Consider the following 21,376-nt stretch of genomic DNA (forward strand, 5'->3'; position numbering starts at 1 on the left):
GGATATGAACGAGGCATATGAGATTGTGAGGGTGGCGGCACGGCAGGTGCTGGATTCCCGTGCGAATCCGACTGTGGAGGTGGATGTCACTTTAAAATGCGGGGTGGTGGGGCGCGGGACAGTTCCCTCCGGAGCTTCCACAGGGGTTTATGAAGCCCTGGAGCTGCGCGACGGCGGAGCCGAATATGGAGGGAAAAGCGTTCGCCGTGCGATTGCCCATATAAATGATGAGCTGGCGCCGGCTCTGCTTGGCAGAGATGCAACCCGCCAGGCTGAGTTGGACAACATGATGATCGCAATGGACGGGACGCCGGACAAAAGCCGTCTGGGCGCCAATGCCATCCTGGGATGCAGCATGGCGGTCGCCCATGCTGCTGCGGCTGCAAAGGGCGAACCGCTTTATCGTTATCTGGGCGGCGTCAATGCCAGAACGCTGCCCCTGCCGATGATCCAGATCATTGGCGGAGGAGCGCATGCGGTGGGATCCATCGATATTCAGGATTTTCTGGCTGTTCCGCTGAGCGCAGATACCTTTGAGAAGGGGATTGAGATGATTGTCAATGTCTACAATGGAACGAAAAAGGTTTTTGCCCGTACCGGCCGGCCGCTGTCCATTGCAGACGAGGGCGGCTTTTGGCCGACTGGCTTTACCTGTAACGAGGATGGCTTAAAGCTGCTGACTGAGGGGATCGAGGAAGCTGGATATGTACCGGGCGTGGATATCGGAATTGCTCTGGATATTGCTGCCAGCGAGTTTTATGACAAGGAGAAGCAGATTTACAGGCTGAAGCTTGAGGGTAAGGAGCTGACCACGCCGGAATTTGTGGATCTGCTGTGTGAATGGGTGGATCACTATGCGATCGTTTCCATGGAGGACTGCTGTTCGGAATATGATTGGGAAGGCCATGCGCTGGTAACAGAAAAGCTGGGAAAGAGGATTCAGATCATAGGGGACGATCTGTTTACCACCAATATTGAGCGGATTAAGGCAGGTGTGGAAAAAGGGGCCTGCAATTCCGTTCTGATCAAGATGAACCAGATCGGTACGGTCACAGAAACCTTAGATGCCATCGAGTACACGAAAAATATGGGGTATCTGCCGGTGATCAGCGCCCGGAGCGGCGAGACGGAGGATGCCACGATAGTACATCTGGCGATTGCGACCAATGCAGGCCAGTTGAAGGTTGGTTCTGTGGCGAGAAGCGAGCGCGCAGTGAAGTGGAACGAGGGAATCCGTATGGAGGAGGACCTGGGGAATATGGGAGTATACCTGTCGTCGTCAATATTTGAGAGGATCCGTTATAACTGGTGAATATTTCTTGATAATGCCATACAGTAGTGCTAAGATAAAAGTAATAATCACCAATGAGGAGGAATCTGCCCATGCCAACTGTAACCCTGGGAAGGACCGGAATTGTCACGGATAAGAATGGCTTTGGCGCTCTGCCTGTGCAGCGCGTCACGAAAGAAGAAGCCGCAGTACTGTTCCGCCGCGCTTACGACGGCGGCATCACATTTTTTGATACGGCGCGCGCCTACAGCGACAGCGAGGAGAAGCTTGGTTATGCCATGAGTGATATCCGCAGCCATATCTTTCTTGCCACCAAGACGGCTGCAAAGACAGCGGATGAATTCTGGAAGGATCTGGAGACCAGCTTAAGTACGCTAAAGACGGATTATATCGATGTCTATCAGTTCCACAACCCGGATTTCTGTCCGAAACCGGACGATGGGACAGGACTTTACGAGGCGGCGCTTAAGGCCAGGGAACAGGGGAAGATCCGCTATATCGGGCTGACCAACCACCGTTTGTATGTGGCGCGGGAATCCATAGACTGCGGGCTGTATGATACGCTTCAGTTTCCGTTCTGCTATCTGTCCACAGAGCCGGATTTTGAGCTGGTGCGTTCCTGCCAGGAGAAGAATATTGGCTTTATCGCCATGAAGTCCCTGTCCGGCGGACTGATCACCAATGCCGCTGCCGCTTACGCGTTTGCCGCACAGTTTGACAATGTGCTTCCCATCTGGGGCATCCAGAAGGAACATGAGCTGGAAGAATTCCTGCGTTATGTAAAAGAACCCCCGGTCATGACAGACGAGATCCGCGATCTGATCGAGACAGACCGGAAGCAGCTTGCAGGCAGTTTCTGCCGGGGCTGCGGATATTGTATGCCGTGTCCCGTGGAGATCGAGATCAATACCTGCGCCCGCATGTCGCTGCTGCTGCGCCGTTCCCCGTCGGCATCCCATCTGTCACCGGAAGGCCAGGCGAAGATGATGAAGGTCAAGGACTGTCTCCACTGCAACCAGTGTTCCGGCAAATGTCCCTACGGTCTGGACACACCGGAGCTGTTAGCGCGGAATTTGAAGGACTATGAAGAGATCCTGGCCGGGAAGGTCATGGAGCCAACGAATTTCTAAATATTTTTGTTAATCAGCCCCAGCATCGACCTGATCAACCGGCATTGTCAGAAGCAGCATGTTCTGACAATGCCGGTTGATTTATCATAGTGGTAATGTTATAATGTTAACATAAAAAAACGGGATGATTATTAAGTTTCCAGGGGAGAGCTTTATGAAGATCCGTACTTCTCTATATCGGACAGTCTTTAGTCTGATCGTGTTTCCATTTTTCCTTTTTACCCTGCTCATCACGAATATTTATTCAGGCAGACTGGAAAAGGTGATTACGGAAAGCCTGTATGTAGTAGCGAATACACAGGTATCAGAAATGACAAATTTTTGCGAACAGCAGCGGAAATATCTGTCTCTTCTTGGTGGGATGGATGTGTCACGCTCTGTATTAAGAGGAAACACAAAAGGGGGTGCTGTCCAGTATCTGGATGATATCCTTTCTTCTTATACCACAATGGTTAGTTATATGAAAACGCTTACGGTTCTGGATAAAGAGCACCGGGTTGTTTCCAGCAGTGCAAGAGACCATCTGCCTTATGCCGCAGACGGGATTGGCGATCTGGTTGAAAGTATGGGGAGCCAGTCTTTCTATATTTCGGATGTTTTGGTGGATGCGGACGGCAATAAGACCCTGGTGGCCATATCTGCTATTGAAGATGCGGGCGGGCTGATGGGGTATGCCCTGGCGGAGATCGACCTGGATTTTTATAAAAATATCAGAAAGAAAACGGAGCTGTGGAATGACGCTACGTTCTATCTGGTTGATGGGAAACGGCAGATCATCAGCGCGGGCACACAGGATGAGGAACGGGAGGATTTTGTTACTACGGCAGAAGACCGGCGGGACTACATAGAGAAATACACTTCGATCGATTTTGTTAAGAATCCTCAGGGCAGCTTTCAGTACAAAGTAGCGGGGAAAGAGTATATCACATATTATTCAGATGTGGAGTATACCAACTGGAGGGTACTGCTGACTACAGGGCTGGACAGCTATAAAGCGGAGCAGACCGTATATAGTATCCTGGCTTCGGTGCTGCTTCTGCTGTGTATCATCCTGGCAGTCTGGAGCGGAAGGTTTGCCTCACGCCGCATTGTGCGTCCCATCCAGAAGATATCTGATACTTTAAGGGGGATCCAGAGCAATCAGGATTATTCACTGAGGGTTCCTGTGGAGCGGAAGGACGAGCTTGGCAATCTTGGAACGGAGATCAACGGACTGATCGATTTCATCGAGACAGAAAATCTCTACAAAGCAAAGCAGCAGCGTCTTCTTCGGGAAAAGGCAGAGCAGGATGCGTTGACCAAGGTACTGAACAAGGAGCGGATCAGCCAGTACCTTATGGAAGCCATGGACTGCCGGCGCAGAGAGGGAGCGCGGATCGCCGTTCTGTTTGTGGATATTGATGACTTTAAGGCGTTCAATACCCATTACGGGCATAATGTGGGGGATCAGGTCCTTCTGTTTATCGCAGCCCTTTTAGCCAGGGAAACTGGCGGAACGGTCGGAAGAGTGGGCGGCGATGAATTTCTTGTTGTGGTGGAAAATGAGGCGGTGCTCCATGAGCTGGAGCTGTATCTGGACAGGATCCAGAAGCAGGCGGAGAGCCAGTTTGTAGTCCGTGGAAGCGGCGCCAATCTGTCTGTTACCTGCTGCATTGGCGCGGTGCGGATCGATCTAAAGACCGAGAGCAGCCGCAGCCTGACTCCGGAGAAACTGATCGGAATGGCAGATGAAGCGATGTATCAGGTTAAAAATAGCGGCAAACGTGGGTATGTTGTGCTGGATATGTAGATATGGAAACGAACGATATGTGAAAGGACGGTACATAAGATGAGACAGGCAAAACCGATTACACGGCAGTTCATAGAGGCGTGCAGGAAGGATTATGAAAGCGATCCTAAATACAGGACCCTGACCTGCGCCGTATCAAAAGCCGAGCTGGCGGATGCCGCGTTTAACGGTGAGGCGGCAAGAAAACTGGATATGACATTTTCCATCGATCTATGCCGGTCTGCTGTGACCTGGCAGAAATCCAGCGGGCGGTGCTGGATCTTTGCGGCGATGAACATTTTAAGGGAGGCCGCCGCAGAAAACTGTGGTATGGAGCGGATGGAACTGTCTGAAAACTACATTGCTTTCTGGGATAAGTTTGAAAAGATCAATTATTTCCTGGAGGCGGTGATCGACTGCGGCAGCCTGCCGGCAGGCGACAGGACTTTGGATTGGGTCTTACAGGGGATCAGTGATGGAGGGCAGTGGGACATGATCGTTTCGATCGTGAAAAAATACGGTGTAGTCCCGATTTCCGCCATGCCGGAGACTTCTCAGTCGTCATCGACGAAAGTTATGAACCGGATGCTGAACATGAAGCTGAGAGAGTATGCGGCAGAGCTGAGGGCCATGGTTTCCCGGAACGAGGACCCGCAGGCCCGCAAGGAAGAGATGCTGAAGGAGATGTACCGTGCGCTCTGCATTTGTTTTGGAAAGCCGGCAGAAACCTTTGATTTTGAGTACCGGGATAAAGACGATCATTTTCACCGGGATGTCAATCTGACTCCTTATGATTTTTATGACAGATATGTAAAGATCGATCTGGAAGATTATGTGAGCATCATCAATGCGCCCACGGCGGATAAGCCTTATGGGAGAGCGTATACGGTCAAATACCTTGGAAATGTAGTGGAGGACCCGGTCCGCCATATCAATGTACCCATGGAAACCCTGAAACAGATGGTCATCTCCCAGTTGAAGGATGGGGAGCCAGTCTGGTTCGGCTGCGACTGTTCCAGATTCGGCGACCGCAGGCTGGGGATCTGGGATCAGGACAGTTTCTGTTATGGAGAGATCCTGGGAGGCCTCACCTTTGGCATGACGAAGGAAGAACGCCTGGATTATCGGGACAGCGCGATGAACCATGCCATGGTGATCGCCGGCGTAAATCTGGATGATAACGGGGTTCCGAACCGCTGGAAGATAGAAAACAGCTGGGGCGAGGAGGCCGGACAAAAGGGATATTTTGTGATGAGCAGCAGTTGGTTTGACGAGTTCACTTATCAGGCGGTGGTGCATAAAAAGTACCTGCCGGATGACTTGAAAAAAGCGCTTTCTGAGGAGCCGGAGGTGTTGGAGCCGTGGGATCCGATGGGGTCGTTAGCGTGATTAAGGGGGCGCCGGATAACGGCGCCTTCCAGTTTTTCGCAAAAGAAAGTATCCAGTGCGGGAAAAAAGTGCTTGTAAAATTTTCCCAACTATATTAAAATGTGCTTACGGAGATGATATTTGCAAAAGGAGGTGGAGAGATAGTAGACACCACTCTGTTTGGAAAATATCAAGTGTGCCGGATACTGGGCCGTGGAAGAAGCGGGACGGTGTATCTGGCGAGACACAAAGACCTGGAGGAATATCGTGCGATCAAACAGGTGTCCAAAGCCTGTGAGGATTACGGAGAGTTCCGAAGGGAAGCGCTGATACTGAAAAGTATCCGCCATCCGGGGATACCGATCGTGTATGACCTGGAGGAGGATGAACAGTACAGCTATTTGATCGAGGAGTTTCTGGAAGGAGATTCCCTGTACGCCCTTGTTTCCAACATGGGGCATTTTTCGAAGGCAATGACGGTCCTGTATGGGATTCAGATTTGTCATCTGGTTAGTATCTTGCATTCGGCGAGACCAACCCCTATTTTGTATCTTGATTTACAGCCAAAGAATCTTTTAGTGTGTCACGACACGGTGAAACTGATTGATTTTGACCACTCTGTACATTTGAATGAAGCGGAGCATCTGACCCTGCGTTACGGGACAGCAGGCTGCGCGGCGCCGGAACAGTACACGGGAGATGTCCTGGATGAACGGACTGATATCTATGCCATTGGTGCTGTCCTCCATTACATGCTGACCGGGGAATATCCCGGAGAAAAAGCGGCGCTTTCAAAAAAAATCGGAGACAGAAGCCTTGTGCGGATCATCCGTACCTGCCTGCAGGAGGATAAAACGCGCAGGTATCAATCGGCGGAACAGCTTTGTGAGGCGCTTAAGATGGTCTGGGGGCGGATTTTAAGGCGAAGGAAAAAGAGACAGGGTAATATAGGTGACGACCAGATATCATCTCTGACTGTTGCTGTGGCGGGAATCCGGCAGGGAGCCGGGACAACGCACATTGCAATGGGACTTGCCGCCCATTTAAGGAAGAGCGGTATTTCTGCTATCTATGAGGAGAAAAACGGTTCTGGTGCGGTGCGGCAGTTCGCATCCTGTGTCAATGCGCAGGCGGACCGCTTTGGCATCTGCATGATCCGCGGCGTACCCATGCTTCCCCAATATGGGCCAAGCGTGAGGCTGGAGAGCCACCCGTACCAGGTGGTGGTCCAGGACTGGGGTACGGGTTGGCAGAGTTTTTTGCAGGAACCGGCGGATGGATATCTGCTGGTCTGCGGGGCAAGACCCTGGGAGTGGGAGACCACCAGGGACGCGGTTTTCAGTCTCGGAGTTCATCCGGGGCTGGCGGTTATCTACAATCATTTCTGTGGGCAGTTGTTTGACCGGCTGCCCGGTCCGGCAGGGGAAACTCCGTGTTTCCTGATGCCATATTGTTCCAATCCACTGGTAAGCGCCAAAAAGGTGCGGAAGGTCTATGATGCAGTTCTGCGTACATGGGCTGTCGAGGAAAAAGGAGGGGTACTACGAAAACTGGCAGGAAAGTTAAGGGTCCTGGCCGCCCGGATACACCGGGGAAAATGCGGCGGACCATAGGGATTATCGGAGCCGGCAGAGGTACGGGAGTCACCCATCTGGCTGTCTGGACGGCCAATTATCTGGCAGGAGTACACAGGAAGCAGGTGGCTGTCCTGGAGTGGAACGACCATGGGGATTTTGCTGCCATGGAAAGGTTCTGTGTCATGTCCGGTTCTGGCGGCCGGCGTGGAGACAGGGAAGAAGGACCGTTTCGGATACTGGATGTGGACTACTATGGGGCTGCGGATGCCGCCGTACTGGCGGCATGCCTGAACAGGGATTATGAATACATCATTGTGGACTACGGGGTGATGACCGGGGCGGCAGTATGTGACTGCGCCCGGTGCGACCAAAAGATCATTGTCGGCTCACTGAGCGAGTGGCGGGCAGGGGCATTTCTGGAAGCTGCGGGCCTTTATACGGAACGGGACAAGAGCTGGAGCTGCGCCGCTGCATTTGGCAGCGAGGAGACCAGAAAAGAGTGGGAAAAAGCATTTCGGAGAAAGTGCCTGCGGATTCCAGCTTCAGAAGATGCGTTTGCCGTGACCCGCGCCGATATGGAGTTTTTTAAAAAGCTTTTATTTTAAAGTACGGGCCTGCAGGCTGAGCAGTAAAGGGATTGTGTCACAGCTTTGCCTTCCGGGGAATTGCTGCTGCCTGCAGACTGGAGGAGGGTCACGTGGAGCAAAGGAAAAAGCTGAACGAAAAGAGCCGCAGAGCTTATGTGGAGGGGATGAAACGATACCAGGAACAGGGCGTGCGTGTTCTGATCGATGGGAAGGATGCTGATGATGAGCTTTGGGAAAAGATATTTGAGGTCCGGAAAGACGGCGGCTTTTATATGGGCGACTATATTCTGGAGGATGTATCAATTCCCATGAAAGATGTACAAAAACTGCCGGAGACACTGTTGCGGCAGAGAACCTTATCCCAGCCGGATGTGGTAAGAGATGCCCAAACGGAATATGGGGCGGGAGCCGGTGATGAAGCAGATGCAGGTTCAGATCCAGATGCGGATCCCGGCAGGAAAAAGAAACTGAAGGAAATCCGGTTTGATATTGTGTATCACCGGTAGTGAGGCGCCTTTTGGCGCAGACATGGGGCGGGGCTTCATGAGAGAATCCCAAATCAGCCTGGGAATGAAGCAGGGGCGGGGAAAATAAAAGTAATGTCTCTGAATTATTGGCTTTTGTGCGCCTGAGTTAAATTCAATAAGCATAAAAGTCAATAATTTGGAGGTTGGATATGAGGGGGAACTGCGCTGCTTTTATGGGATCTGACAGATAGAACGCCAGACTGTTTTTGTCAGATGTGTGCAGTTTTATGATTCAGATTATGGATGAAATAAAAAAGAAACGGGCAGGCCACAACAATAAGTGTGGTGAAAACCCGTTTCTCATAGTCAATGTAATGCAAGAAAGCTAACTTGTCAACACAAAATTATCTTTTCAGCAGATGTTCTCAGCAGATCCCCCATCTCTTTTAGGGAGAGAAAGACACCGTCGGGACGTATTTTTGCGCGATCAAGGTCTGCTGTTTTTGTTTCTCCGGTCAGCACCAGAAAGCCGGTAACTCCGTTATTTACACCTGCAGCTACGTCAGTATATAACCGGTCACCGACAAAAGCGATCTGGTCTCTGGGAGCGCCGGTCTTCTTTAAAATCTGTTCGATGGTTTCTGGAAACGGCTTGCCCATATATTTGGGTGCTTTTCCCGTTGAACGTGTAATAGCTGCACAAAGAGCACCGCAGTCCGGAATAAACCCGTCTTCTATTGGGCAGTTAATATCCATATGGGTAGCCAGAAATAACGCGCCATTCCGGATAAAACTGCATGCACGTTCTAACTTATGGTAAGTCAGTGTTGTGTCAAATCCCACTACTACAATGTCAGGCTGTTCTTCTGTCAGTGGGATACCGGATTGCAGAAAGCTTGTCTTTAACGAGCCGGTTCCCAATAAATACACGCTGTGTCCCGGATAATACTGCTTTAAATATTCAATCATTACATCTCCCGAAGTCATGATCTGGCTGGCGTCAACAGAACAGTTCATGGATCTCAGCTTTTTTACATATGTTTCCGCAGATTTGGATGAGTTATTGGTAAAGAACATATAACGGCGTCCTGTATATTCCAATGTCCGCAGAAACTCCAGAGATCCGTCTATCATGTGTTCGCCAAGATAAAAAGTACCGTCCATATCCAGCACAAAAAGCTTTGTTTTTTCAAGTAATGATATTCTATGGTCTATCAAGGCTGTTCTCCTTTATGAGCCGCTCAATATTTCGTTGATCTCTACCTCCATCTCTTTCAGAGACGCCTCTACGTCAAGGTCTTCCTGGATGATCTCATCCATCCAATTCCTCCATGCGGTGGATACCTGACTCCAATCAGTGCGCTGGATCCCGGGAGTGATGATGTCGAGATTATCAAAAATAATCTGAAATTCCGGCTTCTGTTTTAAAAAGGCTTTGCCTTCATCCGTTTCCTGTACGGATTTTCTCGTGGGCAGGTAACCTGATTCAGAAGCCCATATCATATTGACTTCTTTGCTCATTAAGTACGAGAGAAATTCCCAGGAGGCGTCTTTTATCTTCTGATCATTTTTAGCCGGGAGAAACAGGACATTTCCTCCCAATACCTGTTCTTTTGTCTCGCCTCCGGGCAGCCATGCCATCCCAACGTCAAAGCTGCAGCTATCGACGATTGTGTCATACAGCGAGCTGGTATAAACTACGGACAGAGCCTTTCCATCAATAAAGTTCTGACGCATGACAGAGGCGGCATCTTCTCCGGTTGCAAGATAGGTATATCCTTTTTTCGCCCAATCCTTTATATCAGAAACCACTTTTACAGAATTTTCTGATGCAAGATCGGTCGTACCTTCCGCAGTGACCAGGGAAACCCCGTTATTTATAAAGAAAGGTTCATAATACCATGTAATCCAGCCGGGGAATACCATGCCATAGCGGTTTGTGGTGCCATCCGCAGCGACATCGGAGGCCTGTTCTAAAAACCGGGGCAGTTCATTCCATGTTTCAGGTATTTCCAGACCTAATTCATTCATCTTATCCCGATTGTAATAGATCACTTCCGTGGATACGAGAAATGGCAGGGCAACCTGGGTGTCCTCGTATTTTGCAGCCTGGATCAGACCTTCTCCAAAGTCGTCTATTTCAAAATTGTCACGTTGAATGTAGGGCCCCAGATCTTCACATAAGCCGCCGGCGCCATACGCGGTTACATAGGGGATATTCGCCATAGCTACGCCGGGCAGGCTTGTCTCTGCAGCATTGGCGGAAACGATAGCTTCATTCAGCGCAGTATAGTTCCCAATATACAGGGGCTTTACTACCATATCGTCATGGGTGTTGTTAAAATCGCTGATAACGCGGTTTAAAGTTGCTTGATACTGGTTCTCCAGCGCATGCCAGAATTCAATCTCTAACACGTCGGAAGAAGTGCCGGCATCTGTATTTGTTTCAGATGCAGAAACCTTGGAAGCGTTTGTTTCAGATGATGTTTCCGTGGCTTTAGTAGAGCAGCCGCTTACAGTTATCATTGTAAGTAATGCGATTCCTGCCAAATACCTTTTCAACATATTTTTCCTCCTTTATTCCGCAAGTGTGAGCAGATATACCCCCAGTTCATATGCATAGTGCATCATTGCGTCGATCATTGGATCCGGAAGCCGGTCTGTCATTTTATGAGTTTCATATGCAAATGCCCCCTGATAGTTGATCTTTTTTAACGTTTTCATGATGGGCGCCCATTCTATAGTCCCCAGATACGGAAGCAGATGATCATCGATCACACCATAGTTATCCTGGACATGTGTGGCAATCAGACGGTCCCCCATCATTTCAAGGCATTCCGGCTGGTTCCAGTTCATTAGATTTGCATGTCCAAAATCCCAGACAATCCCTACATTGTCATAAGACTGGTGCAGGGTGTCTACCAGATCGATCAGATCCTCCGGGTCAGCCAGATAACGGGGCACCCGTACCCGTTTTTCGCTGTCGTTTAAATCAAACAGATTTTCTATAGCCAGTGTCACACCGTGTTTAGCTGCAAATTCCAGATGTGGTTTGAAATATTCCATATTTTCCTGTTTGTTTTTCCTGTAATCCGGACGATAAGGGCGTGATCCCCCGTGGATTACTACAATATCAGCGCCGAGTTCTGACGAGGCAATGATAGAACGGCGTACCATCTCTTCCTCAACCTCACGATAAGGATAATCCGGATCAATGACATTATAGAAGGGGGCGTGGGACTGGCTGACAGTCATCCCAAGCTCGTCAATGACCTCCTTGCATTTCTGGATCCACTCCTTCCAGTCATCATGATATAACTCTGTCTTATTTCTTCTGGTCCATGCAAAGTTAAGGTCTAAATCCCTAAAACCGGCTTTATGGATTCTGCGGATGCTTTCCAGCATGGGACCTACGCTCCCGTCTGGCCTCGGACCATAAAATAATGTTGTAGTTGATAGCTTCATAGATCTTCTCCTTAGTTTTATTAGCAATCTGGCTGTAGTTTCCACAGCATGTAAACCCGCCCTCCTTTTTTTAGATTTGAAAATGATACAGTCAGTTCACTTCACGGGTAAAATATAAAAAGAGCAAGGCTGTCATGTAACATACATGCCTTACTCTTTTTCTCAATAGCATTATTTAACTATATTCTAACAAACGGACGATATATCGTCAATAGTAATTTAATAATTAATATATAAATTAAATTTTAAATAAAATAACAAAATACACAAAGTTTTCGTACAATACATATTTGGTTATTCTCATAAGGTATTATTTTAAAAGCTATAAAATTATTATGAAAATTTAAGAGAAACAGGAGTACCATCTGTGGTATAATGTAATTCAAATATACCCCCGGAGGAGAGTCCACCAATGAAAAGATTTCTGACGACCCTGATAACCGTTTTTATCACGATTTTCATCCTTGCAGGAGCAGCCGCAGGCTTTTTCCTCTATTATAAATACGCCCCGTCCAAAGACCTTGCCGACCAGACAGCGTGGTTTGGCGCAAGCGGCGATGAGGTGGCGGTATTTCTCGACAATGTGCAGGCCGAATCTGTGACAGGCCGGTACATCGATGGAGAGGTCTATCTTCCGCTGACCTGGGTGAACGAGAATATCAACGAGAAGTTCTACTGGGATGCGGCAGGCAGCCAGCTGATCTATACGCTGCCGGAATCCATTGTCTATGCAGATGGGTCTACCCTGGGGAGCAATGGAAAACCGCTGCTGGTCCAGAAGGACGACCAGGTGTGGCTGATGACCGGCCTGATCACCACTTATACGGATGTCCGCATGGAAGTGTTTGACAGCGGCGAGGTAAAACGGATCTTTGTGGACACGGTCTGGGATGCCGAAGAAGTTTCTGCTGTCAAGAAGGATGGAAAGGTCCGCATCCGTGGAGGAGTCAAGAGTGATATCCTGACGGATGTGCTGTCCGGGGCGGAAGTCACAGTGCTTGAGAATCTTGAGAACTGGACTTATGTGCGAACCAGCGACGGATATGTCGGCTATATCCAGAATAAACTGTTGGAGGCGGCTGAGACGCGCGCGAGGGTGAGTACCTTTGATGAGCCGGAGTACACCAGTATATCCATGGAGGAGCCGGTGACGCTGGTATGGCATCAGGTGACTTCCCAAAAGGCCAACCAGTCGATGGAGCAGCTTGCAGCCAATACAAAAGGGGTGAATGTGATCGCCCCCACCTGGTTTATGCTGACGGAGAACGACGGTACGTACGAGTCTCTTGCGGACCAGTCCTATGTGGATAAGGCCCACGCCATGGGGATGCAGGTCTGGGCGGTCCTGGACAATTTCAACCGGGGCGACCGTGTGCAGTCAGAAGTGCTTTTTGCCAGCACCGAAGCGCGAAGGAAGCTGATCGCTGATCTGATCAGTGAAGTGAAGCAGTATGGGATAGACGGGATCAACCTGGATATCGAGGGGATCAAGCCGGAGGCAGGCCCTCATTATGTGCAGTTTATCCGCGAGCTGTCTGTGGACTGCCGGAAGAATGGTATCGTACTGTCCGTGGACAATACAGTGCCGTCGCCGTACAGCGCATTTTACAACCGGGCGGAGCAGGGACGGGTGGCGGATTACGTGATCATTATGGGATATGATGAACATACATCCAAGAGCGAAGCAGGTTCTGTCGCATCTATTGGATATGAGAGAAAAGGGATTGAGGATACATTAAAGCAGGTCCCGAAGGAGAAAGTCATCAGCGGAATCCCGTTCTTTACCCGGCTGTGGAAAGAGGAGGTGGGTGAGACCAGTGTCCAGTCTATGGGGATTGAAGCCGCCACGCGGTGGGTGGAAGAAAATCAAGTGGAGTTGTACTGGCAGGAGGAGCTGGGACAGTACTACGGAGAACTGAAGCAGGGGGCGGCGACATACTCCATCTGGATGGAGGAGGCGCGTTCCATCGGGGAAAAGATGCAGCTGATCAGGGATTACGACCTGGCAGGAGTTGCGTGCTGGAAGCTGGGCTTTGAACCGCCGGAGCTTTGGGATGTGGTGAAACTGCCATAAAGAGGCGGCAGGGACCGGACAGATCACTATAAAACAGGAAAGATGTGTTGTGTATGATGGGATGGTTTGGTGCAGGGAAAGCTGATGCTGGACGGCACGACATGGAGCAGTGCAATAATGGACAGTGCAGAAAAAGAACGATGACCATTTTTGCAAAAACGGCGGCACTGGCGCTCGCGGCAGCGCTCACTGTCTGTGGATGTACGCGCAGCACAGATGTGGAACCTTCCGTATCGGTAGCACCGTCGGGTACAGCAGAGACGGATGGGACGGGGACGTCTGGATCGGAGCCGTTTGAGATTGAGCCGTCTTCAGAGGCAGTGACGGAGGAACCGTCCTCCGGGCATGAGACGCTCGAAACGGAGCCGGAATCAGGCAAAGACAAGCCTGGGGATGAGCAGCCGGAGGAAGGTTGGGAGAAGAACATCCTGATTGGAACGGATATCCACTATCTGGCCAATTCCCTGACGGACGGGGGCGTCCGGTTCCGGCAGATGGTAGAGCATGGAGATGGGAAAGTAGTCACTTATATTGATGAGATCACGGATGCGTTTCTGGACGAGGTTGTCCGGCTGCGGCCCGCCGCATTGATCCTGAGCGGGGACCTGACGTTGGACGGAGAGAAGAAGAGCCATGAGGAGCTGGCGCAGAAGCTGTACCGGGTAAAGGATGCCGGGATCCCAGTGCTCGTGATCCCGGGCAATCATGATATCAACAACCGCCGGGCGGCGAGGTTTGAGGGCACAGAACGGCTTCCGGCAGAGTACACCACGCCGGAGGAATTCCGTGAGATTTACCGGGATTTTGGGTACGATGATGCAGCCAGCGAGGACCGTGGAAGTTTAAGCTATGTGTATGAGCTGGATGAAGAGAACAGGGTGCTGATGCTGGATACCTGCCAGTACCGTCCGGTGGCGAAGGTAGGGGGCGCGATCTTAAGCGACACTTATGACTGGATTGAGGAGCAGCTGGAGCTTGCCTGGGATGAGGACGCGTATGTGATACCGGTGGCGCACCACAATCTTCTGGATGAGAGTGAGATCTACGTGGACGACTGTACGATTGAGCATGGGGAACAGCTGGTGGAGCTTCTGGAGGACTGGGATATCCCTCTGTTTTTAAGCGGTCATCTCCACGTGCAGCACTGCAAGCGGTCGGATGGGGACGACGGTATCTGGGAGATGGTGACCAGCTCCCTGGCGACGCCGGCCTGCCAGTATGGCGCGCTCACCTGGAGAGACGACGGCAGCTTCAACTACAAGACATGGGCTGTAGATGTGGAAAAATGGGCAGCGGACCAGAAGATTTCCGATATTAACCTGCTGAACTTCAATAAGTTCAAGGACCCGTTTTTGCGGGAGGTATTTTACAATCAGTCCATAGACGCTCTGAAAAAAGTGAGAGGGCTTACGGATGACCAAAGGATGCGGATGTCCCGCCTGTATTCAGAGCTGAATTACTATTATTACCAGGGGACGGCATATCTGGTAAGGGACGGCGTGGAGCAGGATCAGGATTACCAGTTGTGGCTGGACGAGGGCGCGGCTGAGAGGAATCGGAATATCTTCAGTACATAATCCGTGACGCCGTCCAGGATTACAACCGGGCAGGAGAATGAGCTGGAAACATTACGTCTTTTTTCTATCAGACAACGATATATTAGATTATAGCAATGTCATAAAGGTGGAGAGAAGACGTGGTGGAGAATCGGAAAGCGGAAATGTTGATGGCAGCGCTGCTGCTGGTCTTTGTATTTTTGATATCCCGTCATGCGGGGATGATGGTTTCCGGTCAGAATGTGGTGGCGGGCAGGAAAAAGCCGGTTGTTGTGATCGACAGCGGGCACGGCGGTAATGATCCCGGCAAGATCGGCGTGGACGGAAGCCTGGAGAAAGACATTAACCTCCAGATCGCAAAACAACTGCGGGAATATCTGGAGGCTTCCGACGTGGAGGTCGTTATGACCCGGGAGGATGACAGAGGTCTCTACGAGAGCAGTGACAGCCATAAAAAGATGGCGGATATGAAGAACCGGTGTGCCAGGATAGAAGAGGCGTCGCCGGATATCGTGGTCAGCATCCATCAGAACAGTTACCATGAAGAACCGATCTCAGGCGGCCAGGTTTTCTATTACAAGGATTCGGAGAAAGGAAAAAAGCTGGCGGAGATTTTGCAGAAGCGCTTTGATTTTGTTTTAGGAGATAAAAATACCCGTCAGGCGAAGCCCAACGGGAACTATTATCTGCTGCTGCATGTGAAGCAGCCCATTGTGATCGTGGAATGCGGTTTTTTGTCCAACTGGAAAGAAGCCGCGGCTCTGAATTCCGAAGAGTATCAGAACCGGCTGGCCTGGACGATCCATATGGGGATCATGCAGTATCTAAACAGCCAGTGACCGTGTAAGGGATCATAGATGAATAATCCGCCGTTTCCTGTCCACACTAGCTTTGAGGTGATAAAATGGACCAGAAGCAGGGAAAACAGGAGCCTACAAAAGAATTGATCGAGGAAGCCAAAAAGGTGGAGACATTCAATCCACTCTGGCACGACGGGGAGTTCCTTGGCCCCAACGCGGTGAGATACAGGGATGCAGACGACGAGAGGGACAGCGAATAGCTGCCCCTCGTTTTTATCCATGGCGGTCAGATCATGAGCTGGAACAACGCCTCTAAAACCCCGCAGCTAACCATGACTTTGATCGGGTCGATCTTAAATTTGCGCAGTGCAAAAAGCGCGCCGAGGAAATAAAGGAAAAACCGGATCTGGAAATTGCCTCCTGCAAAGGAAATATGGCTGTCGGCAAAAAAGCATGGCATCATGATGGTAATACCCGCATTTAAGATCATGGCGACCACAGCCGGGCGCAGGGAGGTCAGGATCCCCTGCATCAGGGTCAGATTGCGGTATTTTGTATATAATTTGGTCAACACGGTGACAAAGATACAGGAGGGCAGGATGCAGCCAAAGGTGGCGACCAGCCCGCCTGGGATCCCTGCGATCTGATTGCCCACAAAGGTTGCGGAGTTAACGGCGATCGGACCCGGCGTCATCTCTGCGATCGTGACCAGATCAGAAAAATCAGTCATCGTAAGCCAGTGGAATTTGTCGATCACCTGTGCCTGGATCAGAGGCATGGCGGCATATCCGCCGCCAAAGCTGAAAGCGCCTATTTTTAGGAACGCGGTAAACAAAAGTACATAGATCATGATTATTTGGCCTCCTTTGCCTTCTGGCTCAAAAGTGTGCGGACAACGCCTACAAGGGCTGTCAGAAGGATAATATAAACAACATTCACTTTAAAATAGAAGTTGGCAATAAATGCTGCCGCCATAATGACAAACAGGAGCCAGTCTTTCGTCTTTGCGATACCGCAGGTCATGTCGTATACAACGGAAATGATGACTGCGCAGACGCCTGACCGCATTCCTCCCAGCAGAGCCTGTATGACGGTATTGCTGCGGAATGCGCTGTAAAAGAAGGATACAATGGTGAGGATCACAAACGGTGGGATGATGGCCCCGGCAACAGCACAGAAGATGCCGGGGATGCCGGCCAGCTTGTAGCCTACCACGATCGAACCGTTTACGGCGATCGCGCCGGGAGAGGACTGGGCGATGGCTACAAGATCCATCATTTCCTCCTCGTCGATCCAGTGGAGCTCATCCACGAATTTGTTCTTCAGCAGGGTGACGATCACGTAGCCGCCGCCGAAGGTGAAGGTGCTTAAATACAGCGTTGAAAAGAACAGTTTTCTTAAAATTTCTTTTTTCATGATCTGATTTTTAAAATCCTTTCTATATGATTTATTTATACAACTACAAACTCATTTTCCTTATCCAGATAACGGGAAAACAGGAAGATCCCCATGACAAGCATGACGTCAAGGGAGTCGTCAGCAGAGACGTTCCATCCCCCGCTGACCCCGTTGTGGATCAGTTCCATCGCCTTCCTGCCGTCTTCCATCATAAGTATGAAGTTTTGGCTGTTCTGCATCTGGAGCCTGCAGGAGGCGCCAGGCAGCTTTATGGCAACATGGTCTGCGCGCGGTCCCCGGGAAAACGGATGGATGCCCGTTCCTCCGGTATATCCTGGCTGTCCTGCTGCAAGGAGATTCCCTGCAGGGTCTTTTATGATATACCGGTGAGCGGGATGCTGTGAGTCGGTTCCTGCCTCGACGATCTCGACAGAAACCTCCTGCGTGCCGTCGGCGGAGCAGAGCCGTTTATTCTGCGAATAGACCGGCGGTTTGATATAACAAAGGCAATCCTTTTTCTCATCCTGGCTTACAGGAAAAAGCCTGCCGTAATGAATGTGGTATTTCATAGGACCCCTCCTCTCTGCTACTACTATAGCATTTGACATCATATAAATAAAATAATATAATTATATCATAATGATAAGTAAAATGATATATAGAAGGGAGAAACCATGACAATCCGGCATATCCGCATTTTTATGGAGGTCTGCAGCTGCCAGTGCAATCTGACACGGGCCGCGGAGCAGATGTATATGTCACAGCCCGCAGTGACGCTCGCCATCAAGGAGATCGAGCAGCAGTACGGCGTCCGCCTGTTTGACCGGCTGGGCAAGCGGCTGTATCTGACAGAGGCAGGCAAGCAGCTTCAGTCCTATGCGATGCGCATCGGAGCCCTGTTTGATGACATGGAAAAGGGCATGAAGAACTGGGATGCCCTGGGGGTCCTTCGCATCGGTTCCAGCATCACGGTTGGCTCCCAGTTTATGCCGGATTATGTGTCTGTATTTTCTCAGCTCTACCCGGATACCGATGTGCGCGTGCAGATCGGGACCTCTGATATGATCGAGCGGAAGCTGTTGGAGAATAAACTGGATTTTGCTCTGGTGGAGACTCCGGTACATCAGGAGCATCTTGTTTCCGAGGCATATATGGAGGATGCCCTTGCGGTGATCGCCCCGGCCAGGATGCCGTTTCATGAGAACCAGGTCTTAAGTACGGAGGAATTTGTGCGGCAGAGGCTTCTTCTGCGGGAGCTGGGGAGCGGGACGCGGGAGGTGTTCAACCAGGTGATGGAGCGCCATGACCTGCATGTGGCTCCCGTGTGGGAGGCCATGAGCACCACGGCGCTGGTCAATGCGGTCATCCACGGACTGGGTATCGCGGTGGTCCCCCGGCGTATGGTGTCGGGCGTGGTGGAGCAGGGGCAGGTGTATGAACTGAAGGTGGATGGGCTGGAGTTTTGCAGGTGTTTTTATATCGTATATCACAGGGATAAGCTTTTGACAAAGTCCATGGAGGCGTTTATCAGCCTTTGTAGATATTATGAGCTGGATTATCCGCTGCCGCGGTACAGTGGGTTGAGTACGGCAGGGTAAAGGAGGAAATTATGCCTTGATACGGACAGGAATCTAAATGAGATAGAAGTCAATGGAACAGTAAAGCAAAGATACTGGATCAGCCTGGAAGCATAATGCGGAAACTCAAGTAACAAAACAGTTGACGTACGGCATGTAAATGAGTATACTAAAAGAGTAAAATATAAGTTCTTCGGGGCAGGGTGCGATTCCCTACCGGCGGTATAGTCCGCGACCCGCTGCACAAGCGGTTGACCTGGTGAGATTCCAGGACCGACAGTATAGTCTGGATGAGAGAAGAAATTGTGTGGCAGCTTATATTAAGCGCACGACTCCTGTTAAGTATTGACGACCCCGGATTTCCACGTCCGGGGTTTTTTGCGTTTCTGGAGCCAGCAGCCATATGATTCCTCTGAATGATGAACTTACATACGAACATAATTATTTTCAGGAGGAAGAAGAAATGAAGGAAAACAGATTACTGACTACGAAAAATGTTGTGCTGATGGGCATGTTTGGCGCTCTGGCGGGTGTGCTGATGGTGTTTGAGCTGCCGCTGCCGTTTATTGCGCCGAGCTTTTATGGGCTGGATGTGAGCGAGGTGCCGGTTATGGTAGGGACCTTTGCACTGGGGCCGCTGGCTGGCGCAGTGATGGAGGTAGTCAAGGTTTTGGTGAAGCTGGTGCTCAAGCCTACCAGCACCGGTTTTGTAGGAGAATTGGCCAATCTGACCTTCGGATGCTGTATGGTAGTCCCGGCTGGCTTGATCTATAAATACCGTAAGACGAAAAAGGGCGCAATGACGGGCCTTATGGTGGGAACGGTGCTGTTTACGGTAGTTGGAGTTATCGGCAATGCGCTGGTGATGCTTCCGTTCTACTCGAATTTCATGCCGCTTGATACCATCATCGCAGCGGGCGCAGCGATCAATCCGGCGATCAGTAATATCTGGACCTTTGCGGTGATCTGTGTAGGCCCGTTCAATCTGGTAAAGGGTATCGTTGTCTCCCTGATTACAGTCCTGGTGTATAAGCGGGTCAGCGTGGTGATCCATGACGCAGGCAGCGCTCAGGCAGAGAAACGCAGAAGCAGGGTACGTGCGTAATATTTGATAAAAAGAGAATATGTTTTAGCGTAAGGCTCCCTGTGGTACGGCTTGCACCGCAGGGAGTCTTGTGTTATGATAAATCGTAATGGAAAAAGTTTTAGGCCAAGGAAGCGAAAGAATATGGAAACGAAGCTGATCAAGATAAAGGATTCAAACGATATACAGGACGCGGAGCTTTTGGAGGCGGCGCAGATCCTCCGGGACGGCGGGCTGGTGGCATTTCCCACAGAGACTGTGTATGGACTGGGCGCCAATGCGCTTGACGAGCAGGCCGCGAAAAAGATCTACGCAGCGAAAGGGCGGCCGTCGGACAATCCGCTGATCGCTCATATCTCTTGCCTTAAGGAGCTGGAACCCTTGGTTGCCGAAGTGCCGGAGGCGGGAAGAAAGCTGGCACAGGCATACTGGCCGGGGCCTTTGACCCTGGTGTTCCCCAAGAGCGGCAGGGTGCCTTATGGCACTACAGGAGGCCTGGATACGGTGGCGGTGCGGATGCCCAGCGATCCGGTGGCGAACCGGCTGATCGCATTGGCGGGAGTGCCGGTCGCTGCGCCCAGCGCCAATACCTCGGGGCGGCCAAGCCCTACCACAGCACAGCATGTATGGCAGGATATGGAAGGGAAGATTGAGATGATCCTGGACGGCGGCCCGGTAGGGATCGGGGTGGAGTCCACGATCGTGGATGTGTCCGGCCCGGTGCCGGCCCTGCTCCGTCCCGGCGCGGTCACGATGGAGATGCTGGAGGCTGTAGTGGGCCGAGTAGAGGTCGATCCGACGCTTCAGGGACCGCTTAAGGCGGATGTGAGGCCGAAGGCGCCGGGGATGAAGTACCGGCACTATGCTCCGCAGGCGGAGCTGACCCTGGTGGAAGGGGAGCTGGATTCTGTGGTCGGCAGGATCAATTTTCTTGTAAAAGAAAAGCTGGGCCAGAAATATCATGTGGGCGTGATCTGCACCGATGAGACCAGAGACCGCTACCACTATGGAGAGGTGCGCAGCGTAGGACTGCGGGCGAAGGAGGAGACCATTGCCCACAACCTGTTTGCAGTCCTTCGGGAGTTTGATGATCTGCAGGTGGACTGTATTTATTCAGAGAGCTTTTCAAAGGATCACTTAGGCCAGGCCATCATGAACCGGCTGACCAAGGCGGCGGGATATCACATTATCCGTGTTTGAGCATATGGGGATGTGGCGGCTGCGAGGGGCTGGG

20 protein-coding genes and 1 riboswitch are annotated in these 21,376 nt (G+C 50.9%); of the genes, 14 read left to right on the top strand and 6 right to left on the bottom strand.

Annotated elements, in window-relative coordinates:
• Positions 1–4 precede the first annotated feature (4 nt).
• From eno to AB1I67_RS06270, 7 genes are all read left to right on the top strand, one after another.
• Complete coding sequence (gene eno / locus AB1I67_RS06240) at positions 5–1,312, top strand: phosphopyruvate hydratase (RefSeq protein WP_367028942.1); 1,308 nt, start codon at positions 5–7, stop codon at positions 1,310–1,312.
• A gap of 71 nt (positions 1,313–1,383) precedes the next feature.
• The gene (locus AB1I67_RS06245) at positions 1,384–2,421 is read left to right on the top strand and encodes an aldo/keto reductase (protein ID WP_367028943.1); all 1,038 of its coding nucleotides are present in this window, start codon (positions 1,384–1,386) and stop codon (positions 2,419–2,421) included.
• Positions 2,422–2,575: 154 nt separating this feature from the next.
• Positions 2,576–4,210 carry a GGDEF domain-containing protein gene (locus tag AB1I67_RS06250; protein ID WP_367028944.1) on the top strand — a complete coding sequence of 545 codons (1,635 nt, stop codon included), beginning with the start codon at positions 2,576–2,578 and terminating at the stop codon, positions 4,208–4,210.
• Between the two features lie 39 nt (positions 4,211–4,249).
• Positions 4,250–5,578 (top strand): C1 family peptidase, encoded by a 1,329-nt coding sequence (locus tag AB1I67_RS06255; protein ID WP_367028945.1) that lies wholly within the window; start codon positions 4,250–4,252, stop codon positions 5,576–5,578.
• Positions 5,579–5,691: 113 nt separating this feature from the next.
• Positions 5,692–7,170 carry a serine/threonine-protein kinase gene (locus tag AB1I67_RS06260; protein WP_367028946.1) on the top strand — a complete coding sequence of 493 codons (1,479 nt, stop codon included), beginning with the start codon at positions 5,692–5,694 and terminating at the stop codon, positions 7,168–7,170.
• Positions 7,155–7,739: a hypothetical protein gene (locus AB1I67_RS06265; protein ID WP_367028947.1), complete on the top strand. Its 585-nt coding sequence runs from the start codon at positions 7,155–7,157 to the stop codon at positions 7,737–7,739. Before AB1I67_RS06260 ends, AB1I67_RS06265 begins: the two co-directional genes overlap by 16 nt.
• Before the next feature lie 92 nt (positions 7,740–7,831).
• A complete protein-coding gene (locus tag AB1I67_RS06270; protein WP_367028948.1) occupies positions 7,832–8,227 on the top strand; it encodes a hypothetical protein in 396 nt (131 codons plus the stop codon).
• A 354-nt stretch (positions 8,228–8,581) separates the two neighbouring features.
• Here AB1I67_RS06270 and AB1I67_RS06275 read toward each other — a convergent pair whose 3' ends face one another.
• From AB1I67_RS06275 to AB1I67_RS06285, 3 genes are read right to left on the bottom strand one after another with little or no spacing between them, the layout of a single operon-like run.
• Entirely contained in the window at positions 8,582–9,361 is a 780-nt protein-coding gene (locus AB1I67_RS06275; RefSeq protein ID WP_367029166.1) for an HAD-IIA family hydrolase, read from the bottom strand.
• A 57-nt stretch (positions 9,362–9,418) separates the two neighbouring features.
• Positions 9,419–10,753 (bottom strand): ABC transporter substrate-binding protein, encoded by a 1,335-nt coding sequence (locus AB1I67_RS06280; protein ID WP_367028949.1) that lies wholly within the window; start codon positions 10,751–10,753, stop codon positions 9,419–9,421.
• Between the two features lie 12 nt (positions 10,754–10,765).
• Positions 10,766–11,653 carry a sugar phosphate isomerase/epimerase family protein gene (locus tag AB1I67_RS06285; RefSeq protein WP_367028950.1) on the bottom strand — a complete coding sequence of 296 codons (888 nt, stop codon included), beginning with the start codon at positions 11,651–11,653 and terminating at the stop codon, positions 10,766–10,768.
• A gap of 412 nt (positions 11,654–12,065) precedes the next feature.
• On the opposite strand from AB1I67_RS06285, the gene AB1I67_RS06290 reads away from it, so the two are divergent.
• The 4 genes from AB1I67_RS06290 (at position 12,066) to AB1I67_RS06305 (ending at position 16,343) form a co-directional block, all read left to right on the top strand.
• Complete coding sequence (locus AB1I67_RS06290) at positions 12,066–13,727, top strand: glycosyl hydrolase family 18 protein (protein WP_367028951.1); 1,662 nt, start codon at positions 12,066–12,068, stop codon at positions 13,725–13,727.
• Positions 13,728–13,780: 53 nt separating this feature from the next.
• Positions 13,781–15,304 carry a metallophosphoesterase gene (locus AB1I67_RS06295; RefSeq protein WP_367028952.1) on the top strand — a complete coding sequence of 508 codons (1,524 nt, stop codon included), beginning with the start codon at positions 13,781–13,783 and terminating at the stop codon, positions 15,302–15,304.
• 122 nt (positions 15,305–15,426) lie between these two features.
• A complete protein-coding gene (locus AB1I67_RS06300) occupies positions 15,427–16,122 on the top strand; it encodes an N-acetylmuramoyl-L-alanine amidase (protein ID WP_367028953.1) in 696 nt (231 codons plus the stop codon).
• 65 nt (positions 16,123–16,187) lie between these two features.
• Positions 16,188–16,343, top strand: coding sequence for a hypothetical protein (locus tag AB1I67_RS06305; RefSeq protein WP_367028954.1), 156 nt, complete (start codon positions 16,188–16,190; stop codon positions 16,341–16,343).
• A 26-nt stretch (positions 16,344–16,369) separates the two neighbouring features.
• On the opposite strand, the gene AB1I67_RS06310 is transcribed toward AB1I67_RS06305, so the two are convergent.
• From AB1I67_RS06310 to AB1I67_RS06320, 3 genes are read right to left on the bottom strand one after another with little or no spacing between them, the layout of a single operon-like run.
• A complete protein-coding gene (locus AB1I67_RS06310) occupies positions 16,370–16,933 on the bottom strand; it encodes a chromate transporter (RefSeq protein ID WP_367028955.1) in 564 nt (187 codons plus the stop codon).
• Positions 16,934–16,935: 2 nt separating this feature from the next.
• The gene (locus AB1I67_RS06315; RefSeq protein WP_367028956.1) at positions 16,936–17,499 is read right to left on the bottom strand and encodes a chromate transporter; all 564 of its coding nucleotides are present in this window, start codon (positions 17,497–17,499) and stop codon (positions 16,936–16,938) included.
• A 35-nt stretch (positions 17,500–17,534) separates the two neighbouring features.
• Positions 17,535–18,050: a hypothetical protein gene (locus AB1I67_RS06320; RefSeq protein WP_367028957.1), complete on the bottom strand. Its 516-nt coding sequence runs from the start codon at positions 18,048–18,050 to the stop codon at positions 17,535–17,537.
• Positions 18,051–18,155: 105 nt separating this feature from the next.
• On the opposite strand from AB1I67_RS06320, the gene AB1I67_RS06325 reads away from it, so the two are divergent.
• From AB1I67_RS06325 to AB1I67_RS06335, 3 genes are all read left to right on the top strand, one after another.
• Positions 18,156–19,079 carry a LysR family transcriptional regulator gene (locus tag AB1I67_RS06325; protein ID WP_367028958.1) on the top strand — a complete coding sequence of 308 codons (924 nt, stop codon included), beginning with the start codon at positions 18,156–18,158 and terminating at the stop codon, positions 19,077–19,079.
• A 164-nt stretch (positions 19,080–19,243) separates the two neighbouring features.
• Positions 19,244–19,364: riboswitch (FMN riboswitch) on the top strand.
• A gap of 157 nt (positions 19,365–19,521) precedes the next feature.
• Positions 19,522–20,163 (top strand): ECF transporter S component, encoded by a 642-nt coding sequence (locus AB1I67_RS06330; RefSeq protein WP_367028959.1) that lies wholly within the window; start codon positions 19,522–19,524, stop codon positions 20,161–20,163.
• Positions 20,164–20,286: 123 nt separating this feature from the next.
• Positions 20,287–21,342: an L-threonylcarbamoyladenylate synthase gene (locus AB1I67_RS06335; RefSeq protein ID WP_367028960.1), complete on the top strand. Its 1,056-nt coding sequence runs from the start codon at positions 20,287–20,289 to the stop codon at positions 21,340–21,342.
• Positions 21,343–21,376 lie beyond the last annotated feature (34 nt).

Origin of the sequence: Clostridium sp. AN503 (genome assembly GCF_040719375.1) — a bacterium.
In the GTDB taxonomy this organism is placed as follows: Bacteria; Bacillota; Clostridia; order Lachnospirales; family Lachnospiraceae; genus Brotaphodocola.